This is a genomic window from Alteromonas sp. McT4-15, assembly GCF_020515205.1.
Classification (GTDB): domain Bacteria; phylum Pseudomonadota; class Gammaproteobacteria; order Enterobacterales; family Alteromonadaceae; genus Alteromonas.
In genome coordinates, this window is sequence record NZ_JAJALG010000004.1 from 233,833 (window position 1) to 251,763 (window position 17,931).

Annotated in this window: 24 protein-coding genes; 3 read left to right on the forward strand and 21 right to left on the reverse strand. The window is 43.3% G+C overall.

Annotated elements, in window-relative coordinates:
* Positions 1 to 52: 52 nt before the first annotated feature.
* Positions 53 to 538, forward strand: a complete 486-nt coding sequence (locus LHL20_RS05545; RefSeq protein WP_226432565.1) for a DUF3299 domain-containing protein — start codon at positions 53 to 55, stop codon at positions 536 to 538.
* 41 nt (positions 539 to 579) lie between these two features.
* Here the strand turns inward: LHL20_RS05545 and LHL20_RS05550 are convergent, their stop codons facing one another.
* A complete protein-coding gene (locus tag LHL20_RS05550) occupies positions 580 to 1,884 on the reverse strand; it encodes an aminotransferase class I/II-fold pyridoxal phosphate-dependent enzyme (protein WP_226432566.1) in 1,305 nt (434 codons plus the stop codon).
* A 103-nt stretch (positions 1,885 to 1,987) separates the two neighbouring features.
* Here LHL20_RS05550 and LHL20_RS05555 point away from each other — a divergent pair, with 103 nt between their 5' ends.
* Together LHL20_RS05555 and LHL20_RS05560 are read left to right on the forward strand one after the other, a co-directional pair.
* Positions 1,988 to 2,902: a dihydrodipicolinate synthase family protein gene (locus tag LHL20_RS05555; protein WP_226432567.1), complete on the forward strand. Its 915-nt coding sequence runs from the start codon at positions 1,988 to 1,990 to the stop codon at positions 2,900 to 2,902.
* Entirely contained in the window at positions 2,899 to 4,113 is a 1,215-nt protein-coding gene (locus LHL20_RS05560; RefSeq protein ID WP_226432568.1) for an MFS transporter, read from the forward strand. Before LHL20_RS05555 ends, LHL20_RS05560 begins: the two co-directional genes overlap by 4 nt.
* A gap of 54 nt (positions 4,114 to 4,167) precedes the next feature.
* Here LHL20_RS05560 and LHL20_RS05565 read toward each other — a convergent pair whose 3' ends face one another.
* The 20 genes from LHL20_RS05565 to LHL20_RS05640 all read right to left on the reverse strand — a co-directional run bounded on the left by LHL20_RS05565 (position 4,168) and on the right by LHL20_RS05640 (position 17,848).
* Positions 4,168 to 4,866: a 2OG-Fe(II) oxygenase family protein gene (locus LHL20_RS05565; protein ID WP_226432569.1), complete on the reverse strand. Its 699-nt coding sequence runs from the start codon at positions 4,864 to 4,866 to the stop codon at positions 4,168 to 4,170.
* Positions 4,867 to 4,900: 34 nt separating this feature from the next.
* Positions 4,901 to 5,317 carry an acyl-CoA thioesterase gene (locus LHL20_RS05570; RefSeq protein ID WP_226432570.1) on the reverse strand — a complete coding sequence of 139 codons (417 nt, stop codon included), beginning with the start codon at positions 5,315 to 5,317 and terminating at the stop codon, positions 4,901 to 4,903.
* 166 nt (positions 5,318 to 5,483) lie between these two features.
* The gene (locus tag LHL20_RS05575; protein WP_226432571.1) at positions 5,484 to 6,311 is read right to left on the reverse strand and encodes an SDR family NAD(P)-dependent oxidoreductase; all 828 of its coding nucleotides are present in this window, start codon (positions 6,309 to 6,311) and stop codon (positions 5,484 to 5,486) included.
* Positions 6,312 to 6,332: 21 nt separating this feature from the next.
* Positions 6,333 to 7,559, reverse strand: coding sequence for an ABC transporter permease (locus LHL20_RS05580; protein WP_226432572.1), 1,227 nt, complete (start codon positions 7,557 to 7,559; stop codon positions 6,333 to 6,335).
* Entirely contained in the window at positions 7,546 to 8,226 is a 681-nt protein-coding gene (locus LHL20_RS05585; protein WP_202263200.1) for an ABC transporter ATP-binding protein, read from the reverse strand. Before LHL20_RS05585 ends, LHL20_RS05580 begins: the two co-directional genes overlap by 14 nt.
* A complete protein-coding gene (locus LHL20_RS05590) occupies positions 8,226 to 9,368 on the reverse strand; it encodes an efflux RND transporter periplasmic adaptor subunit (RefSeq protein WP_226432573.1) in 1,143 nt (380 codons plus the stop codon). Before LHL20_RS05590 ends, LHL20_RS05585 begins: the two co-directional genes overlap by 1 nt.
* A 2-nt stretch (positions 9,369 to 9,370) precedes the next feature.
* On the reverse strand, positions 9,371 to 10,039 hold the full coding sequence (locus tag LHL20_RS05595) for a hypothetical protein (RefSeq protein ID WP_226432574.1): 669 nt from the start codon (positions 10,037 to 10,039) through the stop codon (positions 9,371 to 9,373).
* Between the two features lie 13 nt (positions 10,040 to 10,052).
* Positions 10,053 to 11,180: an ABC transporter permease gene (locus tag LHL20_RS05600; protein ID WP_226432575.1), complete on the reverse strand. Its 1,128-nt coding sequence runs from the start codon at positions 11,178 to 11,180 to the stop codon at positions 10,053 to 10,055.
* A complete protein-coding gene (locus tag LHL20_RS05605) occupies positions 11,180 to 11,884 on the reverse strand; it encodes an ABC transporter ATP-binding protein (RefSeq protein ID WP_226432576.1) in 705 nt (234 codons plus the stop codon). Before LHL20_RS05605 ends, LHL20_RS05600 begins: the two co-directional genes overlap by 1 nt.
* Positions 11,878 to 12,783: a transposase gene (locus tag LHL20_RS05610; RefSeq protein WP_159627222.1), complete on the reverse strand. Its 906-nt coding sequence runs from the start codon at positions 12,781 to 12,783 to the stop codon at positions 11,878 to 11,880. The genes LHL20_RS05605 and LHL20_RS05610 overlap by 7 nt, the downstream gene beginning before the upstream one ends.
* Positions 12,784 to 12,797: 14 nt before the next feature.
* Entirely contained in the window at positions 12,798 to 13,718 is a 921-nt protein-coding gene (locus LHL20_RS05615; protein ID WP_226432577.1) for a HEAT repeat domain-containing protein, read from the reverse strand.
* Between the two features lie 284 nt (positions 13,719 to 14,002).
* Positions 14,003 to 14,128 carry a hypothetical protein gene (locus LHL20_RS21035; RefSeq protein WP_264180792.1) on the reverse strand — a complete coding sequence of 42 codons (126 nt, stop codon included), beginning with the start codon at positions 14,126 to 14,128 and terminating at the stop codon, positions 14,003 to 14,005.
* A 42-nt stretch (positions 14,129 to 14,170) separates the two neighbouring features.
* Positions 14,171 to 14,296 (reverse strand): hypothetical protein, encoded by a 126-nt coding sequence (locus tag LHL20_RS21040; RefSeq protein WP_264180793.1) that lies wholly within the window; start codon positions 14,294 to 14,296, stop codon positions 14,171 to 14,173.
* Between the two features lie 36 nt (positions 14,297 to 14,332).
* Positions 14,333 to 14,458: a hypothetical protein gene (locus LHL20_RS21045; protein WP_264180794.1), complete on the reverse strand. Its 126-nt coding sequence runs from the start codon at positions 14,456 to 14,458 to the stop codon at positions 14,333 to 14,335.
* A gap of 36 nt (positions 14,459 to 14,494) precedes the next feature.
* Positions 14,495 to 14,617: a hypothetical protein gene (locus tag LHL20_RS21050; protein ID WP_264180795.1), complete on the reverse strand. Its 123-nt coding sequence runs from the start codon at positions 14,615 to 14,617 to the stop codon at positions 14,495 to 14,497.
* A 527-nt stretch (positions 14,618 to 15,144) separates the two neighbouring features.
* Positions 15,145 to 15,729, reverse strand: coding sequence for a hypothetical protein (locus LHL20_RS05620; protein ID WP_226432578.1), 585 nt, complete (start codon positions 15,727 to 15,729; stop codon positions 15,145 to 15,147).
* Positions 15,730 to 15,767: 38 nt separating this feature from the next.
* On the reverse strand, positions 15,768 to 15,953 hold the full coding sequence (locus LHL20_RS05625) for a hypothetical protein (protein ID WP_226432579.1): 186 nt from the start codon (positions 15,951 to 15,953) through the stop codon (positions 15,768 to 15,770).
* 35 nt (positions 15,954 to 15,988) lie between these two features.
* On the reverse strand, positions 15,989 to 16,663 hold the full coding sequence (locus tag LHL20_RS05630) for a helix-turn-helix transcriptional regulator (RefSeq protein WP_226432580.1): 675 nt from the start codon (positions 16,661 to 16,663) through the stop codon (positions 15,989 to 15,991).
* 31 nt (positions 16,664 to 16,694) lie between these two features.
* Positions 16,695 to 16,883 carry a hypothetical protein gene (locus LHL20_RS05635; protein ID WP_202263208.1) on the reverse strand — a complete coding sequence of 63 codons (189 nt, stop codon included), beginning with the start codon at positions 16,881 to 16,883 and terminating at the stop codon, positions 16,695 to 16,697.
* 365 nt (positions 16,884 to 17,248) lie between these two features.
* Positions 17,249 to 17,848: a hypothetical protein gene (locus tag LHL20_RS05640; protein ID WP_226432581.1), complete on the reverse strand. Its 600-nt coding sequence runs from the start codon at positions 17,846 to 17,848 to the stop codon at positions 17,249 to 17,251.
* Between the last annotated feature and the right edge of the window lie 83 nt (positions 17,849 to 17,931).

Genomic DNA, 17,931 nt, shown 5'->3' on the forward strand with positions numbered 1-17,931 from the left:
ATAAACCAGCCCTTTTTGTTGGTGCTGGTGAAATAAAGATGTAGAGAGTTATATGCAACAAATAAAGCAATCACTATTCATCCTGTTTGCAGTCTTTATTGCTCTGCCTTCGTGTAATGCTAACGCAGCATCACAAGCAGTAGAAGTGTATTGGGAAGACTTGGTGCCAGAAGGTTTTAATGAGCTTGCTCCACCTGCTGTGCAGCATAACGGTGAAATGAGTCAGCTACAGCCCGACGCGCCAGTAGTCGACACCTACGATGGCAAACGCGTAAAAATTCCTGGGTTTGTTGTACCGCTTGAAGGAACCGGGGAGCTCACTACCGAGTTCTTATTGGTGCCGTACTTTGGTGCGTGTATCCATGTGCCGCCTCCGCCTTCTAATCAAATTGTGTACGTGAAGTTTGAAGAGGGCGTGCATATCGATAATATTTACGATGCAATTTGGGTGACTGGCGAGCTTTCTACCGACGGCTGGAAAGGTGATATCGCTTCAGTCGGCTATCGTCTTAAAGGTGAAGCAGTAGAAGGGTTCTAAAAAGAACCCTTTTTTCTTATCAGCCTATATGAAAAAGGCGTTTATCTACCATTCATAACGGCAGCGAAATCACTTGCAAATTGCGATGCCGTCTCGGGTTCTATCTTTTGTATACTGACTCTAATTGCGTGCGATACTTCATCAACATCAAATGAGCTTCCCGGTCTCACTAACCAGCCTTTTTGCGATAGCGCAAAGGCGACGGTTTTACTGTCGGTATTAACAGGGAGCCACACATTCAACCCGTCAATGGCGTGGGTGAATGCAACACCTTCTTTGTTCAGCGCCTTTATGAGCGTATCTCGCTGATGCTTACATTGTTGCTTTGCTTCAGTTAACTGCTTTTGAAAGGTATTATTGGTTAAGCACGTGTATACCAGCGCTTGAAGCACGCGGCTTACCCAAGACATGCCCGGAGCAAGACGCGTATTTATGCGCTTAATTGATTCTGTATCAGCCGCCACAAATGCCATCCGAAGATCGGGGCCTAACCCCTTTGATACCGAGCGAAATATCGCCCAGTTGCGAGTAGATTCAGGAATAACACTGTGATGTACTGTGGTGGCTAACAGTGAAAAATGGTCGTCTTCTAGCACGACTACGTCTGGGTAACGACGCAGAACATCTTGTAACTGCTTAGCACGCTCTGCAGTGATAGAAACCCCAGTAGGATTATGCGCACGTGGCGTAATCAATACCGCTTTAGCGCCTTTTTCAAGTGCACTTTCTAATGCGTCTGGCCGCATTCCCTTTGCATCGACAGCAGCACCTATTACCTGCATGCCAGACAGTCTAATGGCATTGGCTGAACTGATATAACAAGGGTCTTCTACAACAAACTTGTCACCAGGAATAAGGTAGGCCGCTATCATGCGCTCAAGAGTATCAATGGCGCCGTTACAGAGGGTTAGTGCAAAGTCATCAGGACAGGCATTGCGAAACCATGCTTCACCATAGGCGCTAACACTAGGAAGAATAGTATCCTCACCATAAAGATATTGGTTAAGAGGTGTAAGCGAAGCAACTTTATTGAGGTCGGGAAGCCAGCTTTTGCATGGGCTTCCATCAGCTAAATCAAAAAGGGATGTTTGGGTGCTACCTTCTTGCTCACCAGCACTAATGTCTTCGCAAATACGCGTGCCTAATCGCCCTTGCGTTAGGGCAATACCAGCTTGGGATAGCTTCTTGTAGGCAGATGAAACGGTATTTCTATTTACACCCAACTGCTGTGCTAGCTCTCTGACAGGGGGAAGTACATCGCCACAAACGAGGGCTCCCTCTTTTGTGAGTTGGCGCACAGACTCAAAAATAGTGTGTGCAGAATCACCTGAAATCTTGACTTTCATTTTTGTCCTATGCCAATATAATTTTTGTCATGGGTTAACATGTAGTGCTCTTTATCCCATTTCGCGGGGCATTTTTCCATATTTTAAACAAAGCGAGGCGCAAATGTTTACCGGTTTATCTGCATTTCCAATTACACCTTTCACTAATGAAGAAATTGACTATAAGGCATTTGAGCGCCTAATAGATAATTTAGTGGATGCCCGCGTCGACTCTATTTGCGCGATGGGTTCAACGGGGTTGTATCCGTATTTGTCTAAAGCCCAGCTAGAGCAGGTTGCTAAAACGGCCGTTGCTAGCGCAAAAGGTACGCCCGTAATGGCAGGAATAGGGTCGCTGCGTACCCGTGATGTTCTTGAAAATCTTGAGGCCGTGCAACATGGTGGTGTTAACGCTGTTTTGCTGGCCCCCGTGTCATATCAACCACTCAATGAAGAAGAAGTGTTTGGGTTGTACCAGAGTGTGAGCCAAGCAACGTCGGTGCCTATATGCGTATATGAAAATCCCCGTGTGACCAATTTTACGTTTAGCGATAGTTTGTACCAGCGAATAACGCAACTTCCTCATATAGGGGCGATAAAGATACCGGGTATGCCATTTTCTCCTGAAAATGGTCAAGCAAATGGTCAAAAAGGTGCTGAGCGTTTAGCGACACTTAGAGTCCTAGTGCCACAGCACGTTGCTATCGGCGTAAGTGGTGATAGCTTTGGCGCTGCGGGCATGGCACAAGGCTGTGACTTATGGCTTTCCGTTTTAGGTGGTATTTTCCCGAAAACCGTGCAGCACATAATTGCGCTAGCTCAATCCGACAATGCGAATGAAGCAACAGCATATTCTGCATCGCTCAATCGCCTATGGGCGCTATTTGCCCGTAATGGGGGAGGGCTGCGTGTTGTCGCAGCAGCAGCGGCTATTTTAGGTTTTAGCGAACGCGTGAATCTACCTGCACCGTTTTTGCCAATAGGTGATGACGACTTTTTAGCGCTTGAAGGCTTAATTGAAACATTGGCGCTTGCATGAGTACCCGTCAAACTAACTTGCTACGATATCTATTAGCAGCTATTCCTGCGCGTGTTGTGACGGGAGGGGCTGCGGTTGCAACCATACTGCTAGCCCGCTGCGCAGAAATGGATGGTAAAACGGCAGGGTTATTGGTGGCATGCTTAACTGCACCGCATGTTTTAGGTCCTTTATACGGAAGATGGCTCGACAGCGCGACAGATCCAAGGCGCATCATTGCTGGTGCATGTTGCTTATTTGCCAACAGTTTTCAAGTTGCTGTTTCAGGCTTTGAGTCCAATAGTTTACTCCCTACTATCATCGCGTTACTTATTTGTGGTACCTGTAGTGCTTTCATGATGGGGGGATTAAGTACCCAAGTAGTTAAATTAGTTGGCGATGACCTTAGCGAAAAACGCAAAGCACAAAGCTGGGATACCTTTACCTATGGACTGGGACTTACCCTTGGCCCCTTTGTGACAGCGTTATTTACTGAACTTTACGCCATACCCGTAAGTGTGCGTATTGTGATGAGCGTGGCGCTTATTGCAGGCGTGCTTACATTGTTTATTCCCATAAAGCGAAGCCATGATAAAAGTACGGCGATTCAGGCTCAAAGTATCGCTTCAGTCATTGCCATGCTGCGTCAATCTGGGCCGCTTAAGCGCACGCTTTTAATGACCTCAGGTGCCTCGTTTAGTCTTGCCGCATTACCTGTGCTTGCTGTTTATCTTAGTGAAAGCTGGATACAGGGCGCAGAAAATGGGGCGTACTTAGTGACGGCGTATGGTGTGGGGTGTTTATGCGGCGCACTCATCCTGATGTTACGGCCATTGCGTAGCGAAGCGTTACTGCTGTTGCGTAATGTAGGAGCCGTATTGCTTGTTGCTTTAATGCTTACTGCGCTTTGTGTGTCGTTTACCGCTGGGCTTATCGCCTATTGGTGGTGTGGTGTCGTTAATGCCATCTTCTTTGCGGTAACATTGGCCGCACGTAGTGACTATGCGCCAAAGCAGGGGGCCGCGCAAATATACATGTGGGTGGCGGCAGCAAAAATCAGCTTCGCATCACTCGGTGCATTTACCGCAGGGTTATTAGTCGATATTGCGCTTAAACTACCGTTAATCACCTCAATGGGGACTCTTGCGCTGTCTTTGCTGCTTTGCTTTGGTATGGCTCGCCAGAATTCAAGCGTTTGCAAACCAAAGGGTGTGCATTCATCAGAGAACTAGACGGCGCAGATATACTCTTCATACACCGTCATCTACGTTTAAGTTATGGCGTCATTAAGTCGGCGTATAAATGCGCTCTGCACGGTTAAATAAAAGCCAAGACGTAATAATATACTTGTCGTTGCTCTTAGGTATTTGACCGCGGTGTGTGTGAGTAAAGTACGCAGGCGCTATCACCATACGTCCGGCTTTAGGTTTTACTGCTCGGTTCTGATAATAAAACTCGGTTTCACCGCCATCTTCCACATCATTGAGATAGTACATAAATAGCAAAACACGATGCAGTGCATCATTGTGCTGCAATTGTGGATATACCTCAGAATGCCAGTAAGGATAGCCGCCGCTACCTGCTGTATAGCGCTGCGCGTTGATGTCGCCCACGCGATATAGATAATTGACCAAGTTAGCTAAATTAGGTTTGCCAACCTCTTCAAAATTTTCACCGGTAACTTTTACTGGCTCGCCAGTTTTAGGGTGGCGCACTGTTAATCCAATGGGGCCGACCAAAGCATAGAAGTACTTTTCTATATAGGCTACAAGTTGTTTACCGGTATGCTGCATAACCTGCTGATAGAGATCTTGAAATTCACTATTGCGGCTAATCGACACGTCCATGCTGCGCTTCTTATCCAAATCTACTCCGCCACCAGTGCGACCCTGCGTCACATTTGGGCTTTGCTCAAACCTGTCTATAAGCTGAGTGCAAAGTTCAGCGGGTAGGGCGTTATCTATAACTTCTATCAAATCGCTCATGTTGCCTAAGGCCTATTATTCTTAATGTCGTTTACTACTTTGAAATGTCTTTAAAGTGGCTTTGAAGCGTAGACTTTATGTCATCTGGGATGGGCGCAGAACGCTGTGTTTTATAATCAAAATGCACCATGGTAGTGACACCCGTCGAACACAGTTTGTCGTCTTGCCAAAGCTCTTGAAAAACGTCGAACGCACTGTTTCCCAGTCGGCTAATGAATGTTTTCACTATTACCGGTTTGCCATAGAAAATCTGGGCAAGAAAGTCGACCTTGTAACTGGCTAAAATAAGAGGCCAATTCTTAAGATCAAGTTCTGGTGTAAACATTCGAAAAATTGGCTCTCTGGCTGCTTCAAACCAAGCAACAAGCGCTGTGTTGCTGACGTGTTGTAGGGCATCGGTTTCGCAAAAACGCACATCAAACGATGTGACTAACGGTGCTGTTGTTGTCATAACTAAGTGTAGGTTTTATGTTTTCTTTAGCGCCCACTTTAGCATTATGTTTTTGTGATTTCAGTGCTTAATCTATTGGTGTTGTTATTCTTATTGCGCCATAAGCGAAACGTGGTGATAGCGAGATAACACGCAAGCGGGTGTTTTATCTCGCTATCAATGAATGCTAGTTAGTGTGAAGTAAGTCCTCTGACTGTTGCCACAAAACTTGCATCTGTTGAGGGTCGAGAAAACGCTTATCGATAGCAACTTTCTTGCTTTTACTAATAAACTCACCATTTACATCAGAGCTATCATCACGCAGTGCGATATCGATTATGTCGGTTACGCCTTTTTCTACTGGTTTGAGCGAGAACTTAAGCATAAAGCGCATAAAACCTGAAATGGGTTCGTAGATGTTAGTGTCGATGGCCCCTGGGTTAACGCTGGTTACCGTAACATTGTCATCTTTGAGTTTCTCTTTAAGCATTTTGGTGAGCTGAACTTGAGCAAGCTTGGAGCGATTATACGCCAGTCCCCAATGGTATTTAGGCACCATCTCAAAATCATCCATACTGTAAGCGCGCATTTTGTAACACTCAGAGGAAACATTGATAACGCGCCCCTGCTTCGACGCTCGCAGGTTATCTAGCAACATCATAGTAAGTACAAAGTGGCTGAAATAGTTAACCATCATAGTTTTTTCATGGCCACTGGGTGTCATTTCTTTTGTCATGTGAAAGGCACCTGCGTTATTGACCAGAACATCAATTTGGTCATGTTTTTTACCGATGGCACGGGCAGCACGCTTTACCGAGTCAATATCAGCCAAGTCGGCTAAGTAGGCGTGTACACTTACATTATCTGCAACTGAGCTAAGTTGCGATAGTGTTGATTCGAGCTTGTCGGCATCGCGATAAAGTAGAATTAAGTCATGTCCAAGCTTACCCATCTCAATAGCGAGTTGTTGCCCAATGCCACTTGTTGCGCCGGTAATCAAAACTGTTTTTTTCATCACTTATACTCCATTAAATCTTTATTGTGTTAATGCCCGAGAGGGCGATAGGGTACAGGCCTTCGACGCAGGTATTAGGCTAACTAACACACCGAGTAAAAAGCAGAATAGAACGACAAAACAGCCCGTGGTAATAGGGAACTCGACGGTGTATTTGTCAGGTAAAAACATGCTCATCAAAAGCGCTAAAACATAGCCACAAAACATGCCGATGATGCCGCCAGCGGTAGTAAGTACACTGGACTCTAGAATAAAGAGTGAAGAGATAAACTTGCGACCGGCACCTAGGGCCATTAACAGTCCTATCTCATTGGTTCTTTCTGTAATGCTGAGTAAAAATATGTTGGTCATGCCGACTGAGGCCACTACCAACGATAGTGCGACAACAGCAATGAGTGTTACCGAGACGATTTTAATCACACTGTTGAATGTACTGAGCAGTTCATCGGTGGTTTCTACTTTGAAGTCATCGCGCTTTGCAGCTTCAATGTGATGAAGCTCCCTCAACATGCCTGAAATCTGTCTCTTGAGATTGTTGATTTGCGAAACATCTTTCGCATTCATTTGAATGAGTACATCTTGGTGATCGTCAGCGGGTAAAAACGCTTGGCTAGTTTGGTAAGGCATGATGATGATTTCATCTAAGTCCATCCCAAAAAGACTGCCTTTCTCTTGCATAACGCCAACAATGACGAACCATTCGTCATTTACTTTTATATATTCGCCTACGGGGTCCGTTAGCGATAAATCATCAACGACGGTTTGCCCAATAACCACTGAGCGACGGCGTAAGCTATTGTCTGCATCGTTGATGAAACGGCCTTGGGCCACATAACGACTGCGCATTTGCATATAGCTGTATGTTGTGCCCAAGGCGCTAGGTTGAAGTGTTCTTCCTGCGTACTGAACGCGAGCACCTGGTACCTGAATGATCGGTGTTATATTTTGTGTCTTCTCAGCGACGTGACGTTTTATGTATTCGTACTCACTGTGGCTGATGTGGGCTTTTTTACCTTTTAGTTGCTCGGTTAATGGCAAATAGGACGACACGGTTAACGTGTTGGAGCCCAGGTTTTCAAATTGCCAAACGAGAGATTTTGATAAGGTTGAAGAAAAGGTGAGACCCAAAATGAGCGCCATTACCCCAATAGCAACGCTCACGATGATAAGGCTGCTTTTTAACGCATTTACGCGCAGACTTTCAAACACGTGAGTCATCACATCAATAGAAAAATTAATGTTTTTCATACACTTTCCTCACTAATTTACCTTGCGATAGTTCAAAGGCTTTATGGGCTTTTTGTGCAACGGCAGGATCGTGTGTCACCATAATGATGGTATGTCCGTCATTGTTCAGTTGCTGAAACAATTCGAGAATGCTGTCGGCTGTTTCTCTGTCTAGTGCGCCGGTGGGTTCGTCGGCCAAAATAAGGCCTGGCTTGCCAACAAGGGCTCTTGCGATAGCAACCCGTTGGCACTGGCCGCCAGAAAGCTGGCGAGGGTAACAATCCGCCTTATCAGCAATATTGAGCCGTTCTAACATGGCAAGCGCCCGTGCTTTTCGCTCGCTTTCGCTGATTTTTCTTAACAGCAACGGCAACTCAACATTTTTTCTGATGGTGAGGTGCTTGATGAGGTGAAAGCTCTGAAAGACAAAGCCGATGTTACACATTCTAAAGTCGGTAAGTTGATTGCTATCAAGCGCACTAACTTCCATGTCGCCGAATTGATATGAACCTGAGTCGAATTTGTCGAAGCCGCCGAGGATATTCAGCAAAGTAGATTTACCTTCACCAGAACGCCCTAGTAGGCTTACAAATTCAGACTTTTCTACTCGTAATGACAGTTGGCGCAGCACATCCACTTTGCCATTGTCACCACTGAACGACTTTTCAATGCTGTGTAACTCAATCATCACAAGATCCTTACCGACTCGCCGTCAGTGAGATTGAGCAGTACGTCCATTGGCCCCACTACTACTTTGTCACTCTCACTAAGCCCCGACACAATGCGCTGTAACTGAAAGTCAGACTCGCCTGCTTGAATTAACTGGCGACGTACTGCGTTGCCGTTGAGCACATACACAAATTTTGCATCGTTTTGCTCAACAACCGCTTTCATGGGAACAAGCGTGCCTTCCTTACTTGTCGCTAGCTTAATTTTTACTAAGCAGCTCATGTTTTGACGGAAATTCAAACCGGCCAGCGCATTTTGATTAAGCTCCACGCGCACTTTATTGCGTATCCCTTGAGAGCTCTTATCCACAGTGGGATAGATAAAGCTAATCTTTCCTTCAATGGGCGTGTCTGGGTAGGAGGCGAGAAAGACGCTCGCTGATTGTCCTATGTGTACATTAGCGAGCGAACGCTCATCAATTTGTACATCAGCAAACACTGATGAGTTATCAGCCATTGATACCAAGAAGTTGAAATCTACATTCATCTGGTTGGGATAAACGTTTTCGCCTTCTACCGCGTTTAAGTCGATGATAAGACCATCCATGGGGGCTTTAATGGTGAGATAGCGTCGCGAACCTTGTACTTCGTCTAGCTGTACTTGCTTGGCTGCTAACAGTGAAGATATATGTTTTACTTCCAGATTCGCATTGGTTAATGCTTGCTGGCTTTGTGCGAGCTTTTCTTTACCAATAAGACCTTTGGCCATCAGTGTCTGATTGATTTGGTGTTGTCTTTCGGTGTCTTGTGCCTTACCTCGCGCGATAGACAGCTCAATATCTAAGCTGTCATATTGCTTTTTCAGTAGGGCTTCTTGACTATCTAGCGTGAAGCTATCGAGCTCTAGCAGCGTATCGCCTTTACTCACGCGCTCGCCGACCTCAACAAACACCTGGGTAACCGTAGAAACTACTTTAGAGTCAAGGTTGAGCTCTCTGTCATAAGACACTTTGCCAGTGGCAACCAAATGCTCATCCAAGTCACCTTTAGTCACTTGCGCAACCTCTACGTACTTCTGCTTATCAGACTCTGCTGCAAGTTTCAGAAAGGGAGAGCTAATGCCTAACAGCACTAGTCCCCATACAAGTTTTGAGTTTTTCATCGTTACACCACCGCTAGAAATAAGATTGTGCCGACGATTGCAAGATAAGGTGCGCCATATACTGCTACGGCTTTACCCATTGGGTAATGCGTGCGTTTATGCAGCAAGTAAGCGCACAAACCAACAAACAGCACTGAACTTAGCGATATGCCATTAGCGAGCGAAAACATGGGATGTGTCGGCGCTAAGTTGAAGATCAAGTTGTTAAGGGTAAGGAAGTCAACCTGATACAAACTTACTTTATTCTCGGGACTAAGTAGCACGTATAGCGCATACATACCGTGTAACAATGCTGTGCCAAGAGAAGCAAGTGAGGCAATGTTAAATGACAGCGCAAACGGTACCTCTTTGTCGGCTGGCATCGCAAAACGGCTAAACAAGGTTACGTATGTCGACATTAACAGTGCGGTTAAGATTAGGCCGCCAAGTGCACCAAACATGGTTGATGTCTTTAGTAGACCTGGTGTGATCATCGCTTTTAGCATGTCACGTTCTTCAGGCGTAATGTCTGCGACAGCGGCCTTCGCGTTAAACATAGTTTGTGACAACCAAGTGCCGTCCACCGCGCTGAAATACCAACTCCAGAAGCCAAAGATGATAGCGGCTGCTAAAACAAGGGGGAGCCATTTAACCGATTTTTCGGTCGTGTAATTTGCAATAGAAAAGTTCATAACCGCCTCCTGACTAAACGATTTCTTTAAGGATAAGTTTCTTGATATCGAACAAGGTGTTCATACAAATAGCGATGTTCACTAGCGTGGCTACCAGTAGGTGCGCGTAGTCGACTTCCAATGCGAGTGCCATATTGACGCCGCTAAACACATTTAAAACAGGGATAAATGCCGTAAAGAAAAACATGTCATCGCCAAGGTGAATTTTTGAAAGCGCCATTAGTGCCATCATGAGCAAGACACCAAGTAACTTAGCTTCTTTCATGTTTTTGGCGATGCAACCCAGTAGATTGGTTAATGCCGAAATGAGAAAAATACTTGGAATGAGGTAACAAAATACGACGATGATATCGGCAGTATTGAGCATATCGAGGTATTGGAAGAAAGCTGACATCTTGTCGATATCGCTTGCACTTGTACTCGCTGCGCTGCCGTAAACGGTATCAACAGCAACACTCGATAGTAAGATCCCCACTATACCTAGCGCTGCGGTCAATGCTGCACAGAAAGAAGTGAATACTAACTTACCTGCAAATATTGACTGGATTTTATCTTTAAACTCGCTGTACAAACGAAATGAACCGCGCTCTTTTTCGCCTACAGTGATGTCCATACCGAAATTCAGTGCACCAACAAAGCTAAACACGATGATGAGCATGACAATAATATTAGCTAGGCTAGTACCAATGATATTGACAACACTGGTGTCGCTTTGCAGATCTTCAATTTGCAATGGCGGCGTAGGCGCGTAAGTGCTGCGTAAATAGAACTGTTCCATTTTTTGCTGCAATGGTTCAGCGGTCAACGCTGCATTGGCAAGTAATAACGTGCCCGAGCTCATATCTAGCATCGCGTCTAGATGACCATCGCGTAGGTTGTCTTGAATGGTAGTTCTGGCCTCAGGTCCAAAGCATTGCACTTGCCCTGCAATATCATTGGGAAGTTCGCTGCAATCGTTGTGAAGTACGGCAATAGCGCTGGGTTTATTTTCAACCCCCATACTTGTGCTGTAGGTAATCAGTGTCACCGCTGGTACAAACAAAAGGGGTATCAGGAACACAATGATAAGTGTGCGCGTGTCCTGCAAAAATTCGCGAAACTCTTTCGCGTATACTGAACGTACTATGGCAGAGTTAAACATTATGCAGCCTCCAGTGTTTTCATGTATGACGCTTCAAGACTGTCTCCACTTGCCTCGAAATCGCTCATTGGTCTGTCGTAGATAAGACGACCTTGCTCTAGCATCAACACGCGATTTGCGATTTGTTGTACTTCAGACATGTTGTGAGTCGACACTATGATGATCTTGCCAAGCCCACTTAGGTTTTGAATGATCTCTATAAGCTTGTAGCTCGATTCAATGTCTAATCCCGCAGTAGGCTCGTCTAGCATGATCACTTGAGGGTCAACAAGAAACGCTTTCGCTAAGCTCACCCGTTGTTTCATGCCCGTTGAAAGGTCGCCGACTTTTTTGTCCAAAAACGATGCAAGATTGAATCGTCGAGTTACATCATCAATGGTGCTTTCGATACTGCTACGCGCTATTTCGTACAAGTCGCAAAAGTAATGAAGCGTTTCTAACACGGTTAACTTTTGGTAAAGGTTGTCAGCTGGTGTAAGTAGTTGAACTTGGCCATTGGGATTGCCGCTTATTTCAACGCTGCCTTCGCTTGGTTGGTAGATACCTGCCAACAATCGCATAAGCGTAGATTTTCCAGCCCCATTTCTGCCCAGTAAAGCAATGACGTCACCAGGGTTTGCCACTAAGTTGAGGTTCTTTACCCCCCATTGTTCGTGCTTGCGGTTCGCCTTGAAGCGTTTACCTAATTGTTTAGCGATTAACATAGTGATGTCTCCCTAACTTGAAGCTCACTAATCTGATGGCGTAATTGAGCGTTAAAATAGTCGTTCTTGCCGGTCAGATGACTTTCGATAAAATCAATTTTTTGTGACTGTGGCAGACGTGTCGCAAGTGACTTAACGATGGCGGACTTAGTGCGTAGACAGGTAGTACGCTGTCCTAAATCACTCAGCAACTGACGGGTGTTGTCGTTACCCACTTTTGCAGCGATATCGGCAAGTACAGGGCCACTGTTTCGATTAATTAGGCTGTGAATGCGCTTATTCTCAAGGTCAAAGCGATACTGATTAATTCGCGGAAGATCTAGGCTATCTTCCATTAAGTTGATGCTAATCGAGAAAGATTCAGGCGGAATTTGATAATGAATGTCTTTCTTTCCTCGATAAAGCATGACTTTGCCTTGCTCTAATTGAGAGGTACGAATGTATCTCAGATCAACTTTTTCACCCGGCATGCCAATGACTTTGTCATGATCGTATTCATAATATTCACTTTTATAGCCAGGGCCGTAATAACCTACTGACAAGAAGTTAAAGTTATGGTCGTGCGGAAGGTAATAGAAAAATGACTCTGGTCCACTTTCTTTGTAAGACTTGTCTTGGGCACTTGGCCAAAAGCACGCTCTCATAAAGAATTTTTTACAGCGGCCGAGCATCAAAACTTGTGCACCGTAATGATTGTCTTCCTGGAAATTAGCCAGCTTTACTAATTCTTCATTAATCTTGTCGGCAAGGAAGTCACGGTTATTACCCAGTGCTTTCATCATAGGGGCAGCATCTTTAAGTGATTGCTCATCACGCATATCAACGTGTTCTTCTGCGTACTCTATGAATTCTTCAAGGGAAATAACGTTTGTATTTTGTGGTCTTAATTCAATCGCCATGGTGGTAATCCTTATTAATGTTGTTCGGCAAACATTTCACAGCAGCGCTTGGCCGTTGCTTGTACATCTGGGTGAGGGTCTGATGTGAGCTTGTGAATAAGTTGAACACCCGCGTTTTGATCTAACGTGTAAAGGTTCATCGCCGCGCTCCAGCGAACGAAGTGGTCTGTATGCGTTCCCAGTTTTTCGAGAACAGGGATTGAGGCTTTGTGATTGAGGTTGGCGACCATTTCTGCAAACATTTCTGCGCGTGAAGAGGCGATATTTGCTGCACTTACGCCCACGAGCTGGAGCGATGCAAGGTTGTATTCACCAATGACTTTAATAGGGCTTTTTGAATCAGATACTTCGTGATAAACCATGTCATCGTTCACTTCACGGAAATGAATAGCATTCATTCCTGCTTTTAGCTTAATGACATCCCCATCGTTCAATGTGATAGTTGATTTAAGCTTGATAGTTTGACTGGCATTTTGACTATCTAACTCAGATGCTATTTCATAAATATCAAGAATGGTTCCCTTCGCTTTGGCAAAATAAAGCAAAGTATTGTGTGGGGTTATTTTTAATGAAAACTGTTCTTTTACTTTGTTTTCTCGGTGTACTGAAATACCGGCCTGGTTAAATGAGAAGGTGGTAAGTCTGAAATACGGCGTATTTAAAATAGACCAACCTTTTACTCTGTCATTTCCGTGATAGAGCGGAAGTTGATAGTACTCCTCGCAATTAAAAGCACCGATCTCTTTGGCAATAACAAAGTCAAGAAAGTCTGAAGCGACAAGTGCTTCAAAGTCATTACTAAAGTCGAAGAACGAAAAGTGCTCGATATTATCTAGCTTCGCCATCAAGGCGTTAAGTAAGGGATGCTGCTTATAGGTTTGGTGAACATTTAATTGAAGTTCACTAATGTCGTGGACGGATTTTTCGGTGCTCATTTTATATCCTCGTAATATATAAACTGACCCAATGGGTAAATTCATTATGAGGACATGGCTATTTTATGTAACTGTCACATCTAACAGTATATAAATAGGGTAGGTTTGGCATAATTACCTACAGTAAATACCAATGATCAAACAAAGAAAGCGCTGAAATATCCAGATTTATACCAAGCTATCGCTACTCTTGGATGGTCCCCAAGTGTTGGTGCAATTCTCGATACTTCAGCGTACAGCCATATTTTTACGAGGTTTTTAGGCTAATACTATAACGCTAAGGTTTAGCGAAGGTAGATACCAACCGCAATACCGATAGCGATACCTACAGTTATAGCCACTGCAGTCTCATGTTCTGCTTGTGAGCCGTAAACAGATACTGGTTGATTTAGTGCTGGGATAGCTTTCATAAGTTTTTCCTTTTTTTGTTGTTTAATAAAAGTGAGTGTTAATTAGCGAAGGTAGATACCAACCGCGATACCAATAGCAATACCTACCGTTATTGCGACTGCTGTTTCATGTTCAGCTTGTGAACCGTAAACAGATACTGGTTGATTAAGCGCTGGGATAGTTTTCATGTGTATTTCCTCTGTTGATTAAAATGTTGTTTTTACTTAGCGAAGGTAGATACCAACCGCGATACCAATAGCGATACCGACCGTAATAGCCACCGCAGTTTCATGTTCAGCCTGTGAGCCGTAAACCGAAACCGGTTGATTTAGTGTTGGGATAGATTTCATGTGTTTCTCCTTAGTGTTGTTGGTGTTGCGTTTTGGTTATCGAAGGTAAATGCCTATAACAATGCCAATTGGTATCCCTACGCCAATAACTACCGTTTCATGTTCTTTGTGAGAACCGTACAGTGATACTGGTTGGCAAAGTGAAGGTAAATTTTTCATAATTCTTTCCTATCTAAATGATTTATAGTTGTTTTCTTTACAATCAATTCTGGATTTAGGCGTAAGTAAGCACCTTTGTTGTCACCTGAATGCCCAACGTTACGCGTCCTAAAATTTCGCTTATATTTTTCTTTTTAAAAAGCTAACGACTAACAACAGCAATACAAAAAACGTTAATCTAATTAGCTGTTTAATATAGTGTTTTGTATCTAAAATGTTTGTGCGATAGCGATTAGCTCTGAAATAAATGCTCATCGGATAATGAGTCCAAGACCAATAAAGACACCGATTGGAATACTTAGCGTGGTATCAGCCTGGCAGTGGGCGCCATACAGTGAGACTGGTTGATTTAGCGAAGGTACATTTTTCATCGAATATCTCCTTGGTCATTAGCAATTTTCTGTTCTGCTTGTCTGCAGGAACAGTTGCTATTATTCGGAAATATTCGAATGACATAACTGACAGATCTGACAGGGGGGATCAGATCTGGTTACATGTTTTTTTCTATCTATTTGATTTTATGAGTTTTAAGTTTGCTTTTTTATGGTGTATTTTTTTTGAGCTGACTTGTTGTTTAGTGAAAGTGCAGCTGTTGTTTGTATTAAAAGCTTAGGATAGGACGTTTTATCTACGTCACCGATGATCATAGCTAAGCTGCCTGGATATGTTTCTTTCTCAATCACTATTTCGAGTTTATCTCCTGTGCTCAGTTGGCTTACATCACCATTGAGCACTTTAAAGTAAAGTTGGTTCGAGTCGATGTTCGGTATAACCACCCCTACAATCTCACCTTTTCGAATATTATCACCGGCAGATTTCTTAAAAGAGAAAGTCCCTGAAATAGGAGACGTGACGACATGCTTTTGCTGCGTGTTCTCTCTTGATAAGGTCATTAGGATCTCGTTTGCATCTACAGTTTGCCCGTTTTCAGCACTGATATTTACAATTACTGCATCGTCAGGTGAATATACTTCGGTTACTGTTGGTGCCGTTAAAGCAGCGGTAAGCGCTCGTGTCTTTCTTGTCGCTTCAAGCAATACAACACTGCTGAGTAATACGCATAGAATGAGCAGAAAATATTTCCAATCTCGCGCTGAAGATTGAATCTGCATCGCTGTCTTCTTTAGCTCACTCATCATCATCGTCCTATTTAATAATCGCAGGTTGAAATTGAGAAGTCGCCCTCTGCGAAAGGACTTTCAGAGTAGTCATAGCTATCGTTGCACGATGCAAATTCATCATTTGACGCATCCACATCGTCGCTGCAATAGCGCTCTAGAATTCGCAATTCTTTCATTGAGATTCCCATTTCCTTAAGCGCTTTATTTTTGTCCATTTTCAATCACCTTCTGTTGTGTAGTGAATCAAGGGCTATAGCACTAAATGTCCCTTCAACAGGCACTTCGCAATGGCCTGTTGTCTGTTAGTGCTCCCCGTTTTCTGAATGTAATTCGAAATATGAAAATTAGCGGTGCGCTCAGAAATATTGAGAATTTGGCTTATTTCCCAAGACGTCTTACCTTCTGATGCCCACCGAATGCATTCGAGTTCTCGCTTGGTAATGTGTACTTGGTCCTCTTTCCATGCACAGTCATAGGCCGCGTATAAGTAGGGAACGATAATGGACCAAAACCAGCCGAGTTTTTCAGAAATTCGCGTTACTGGATTGCTCCCGCGTTTGGATATTCCTAAAACGAAATATCCAAAATCATTACCAGCACCGTGAAAAGGTAAAAGCAAAATTCCTGATAAGTCATCGTCAACCAAAATTGAATTTTCTATCTCTTCTCTAAAAATAAATTCAATTTCAGTTAACTTTCTATAAGAAAATTTATTGGGAAAATTAGAGAGTATTTTTTCTAATTTATCACATGGTAAATCACCAATTATTTTCTTATTTACACAGGTGGCTGTTTCATTTTCTTGAATTATTATTCCCGCCCAACAATAGGCATCCAAAGAGGTTATTCCTTTGAAAAAACTAATGAGTTGGGGCTTGGTTTTTACTTTTTTAATTTCATCTATCAGAAATTTAATTTTTTTCATTTTAATCACCCACATCCTAGTTCGTGAAAAATTAGTCTCTTCTACATAGCTTAGGAACCATGATGCAAATAGTTGCTGGGTCAGACGTTGTAGTACCATCTTGGTCGGTAACGCTCACTTCATATGTTGTGCTTTCTTTCGCGTTAACTGTGCTAACAAGTGAAAGAGTAAGTAGTGCTGCTGTGAAAACTGTTTTTACGTTAATGCGTGAAGTAGTCATGTTGTATTCCTCAGTAGAGTTGTTTTGTTTGGTTCGAGTTCATACTGGTCAACAATGGCTGTTTATGGAATAACCGTGACAATACTGTTTCATGATTTTTATAAAACCTTATGTGTAACCAAGCTGTTTTTTGATGGTTACAGTTTGGTTACATTTGTAAGCGATTGAATATTATGCTTTATTTTTTGTTATTTCAGCGGGTGAGAAAATTGGCGAGCCAAAAATAATTAGGGGAATTAACAGAAAAAACGCTTTTTAAAGAGAATAAAAGTGGAGTCGGTGAGCAGGTTTCATCGCTTTGACATCATGGTTACAGAATGTTTTACAGTTCGATATGCAATGTCACCATTAAAAAGCGTTTTAACTTAATGTTTTGGATTAACAGAGGAGAGCGCAGCTGCGTCAACCAATAGAATTTCAGCTTCTGAGTACGGCCAGCTTTTGAGGATTGCTTTGTTTCGTCTTTCGTCAATATCGAAAGATGCGCTAATAGAAGACGCATTGAAGGTTTTTTCGCTAATACGTTCGCCATTATGGTCTAGAACATTAAAATGTGCATCTCGTCCATCAAAGTCGCTAAAGTAAATATACCGGTTATCGGCATACCAATTCGTATTTTCTGCCGATGGTAGTGAGTAGGGCAATGCTTTAATTGTTTTACTGTTATGATCAAAAACACTTAGTTCATAATTTTCATTTAAAAGAAATACTTTATCTTTAACTTGTCTAGCTGCTCTAAAATCTGAAAATAAATCTACCGTTTTTTGATTATCTAATTGGTATTCTTTTATTTTCCAGATGCCTTGTTCTTTAACACCATAAATTACGCCATCACCGTTTGCATTAAACACACCATCATGTGCGATCATATGGCCACCGGTAGTGATGTATTTCACATTATTGGTGTCTACTTCCAAAAGTGCTAGAAGACCATCGAGGGTCAGAAGAATTGTCCACTTCCCCATTAATGAGACAGTGCTGAATTAGAGTTTTCTAATTTTTCTCGGTAAGCTGCCGGAGGCAGGTTACCCAGACTTTCATGTGTTCT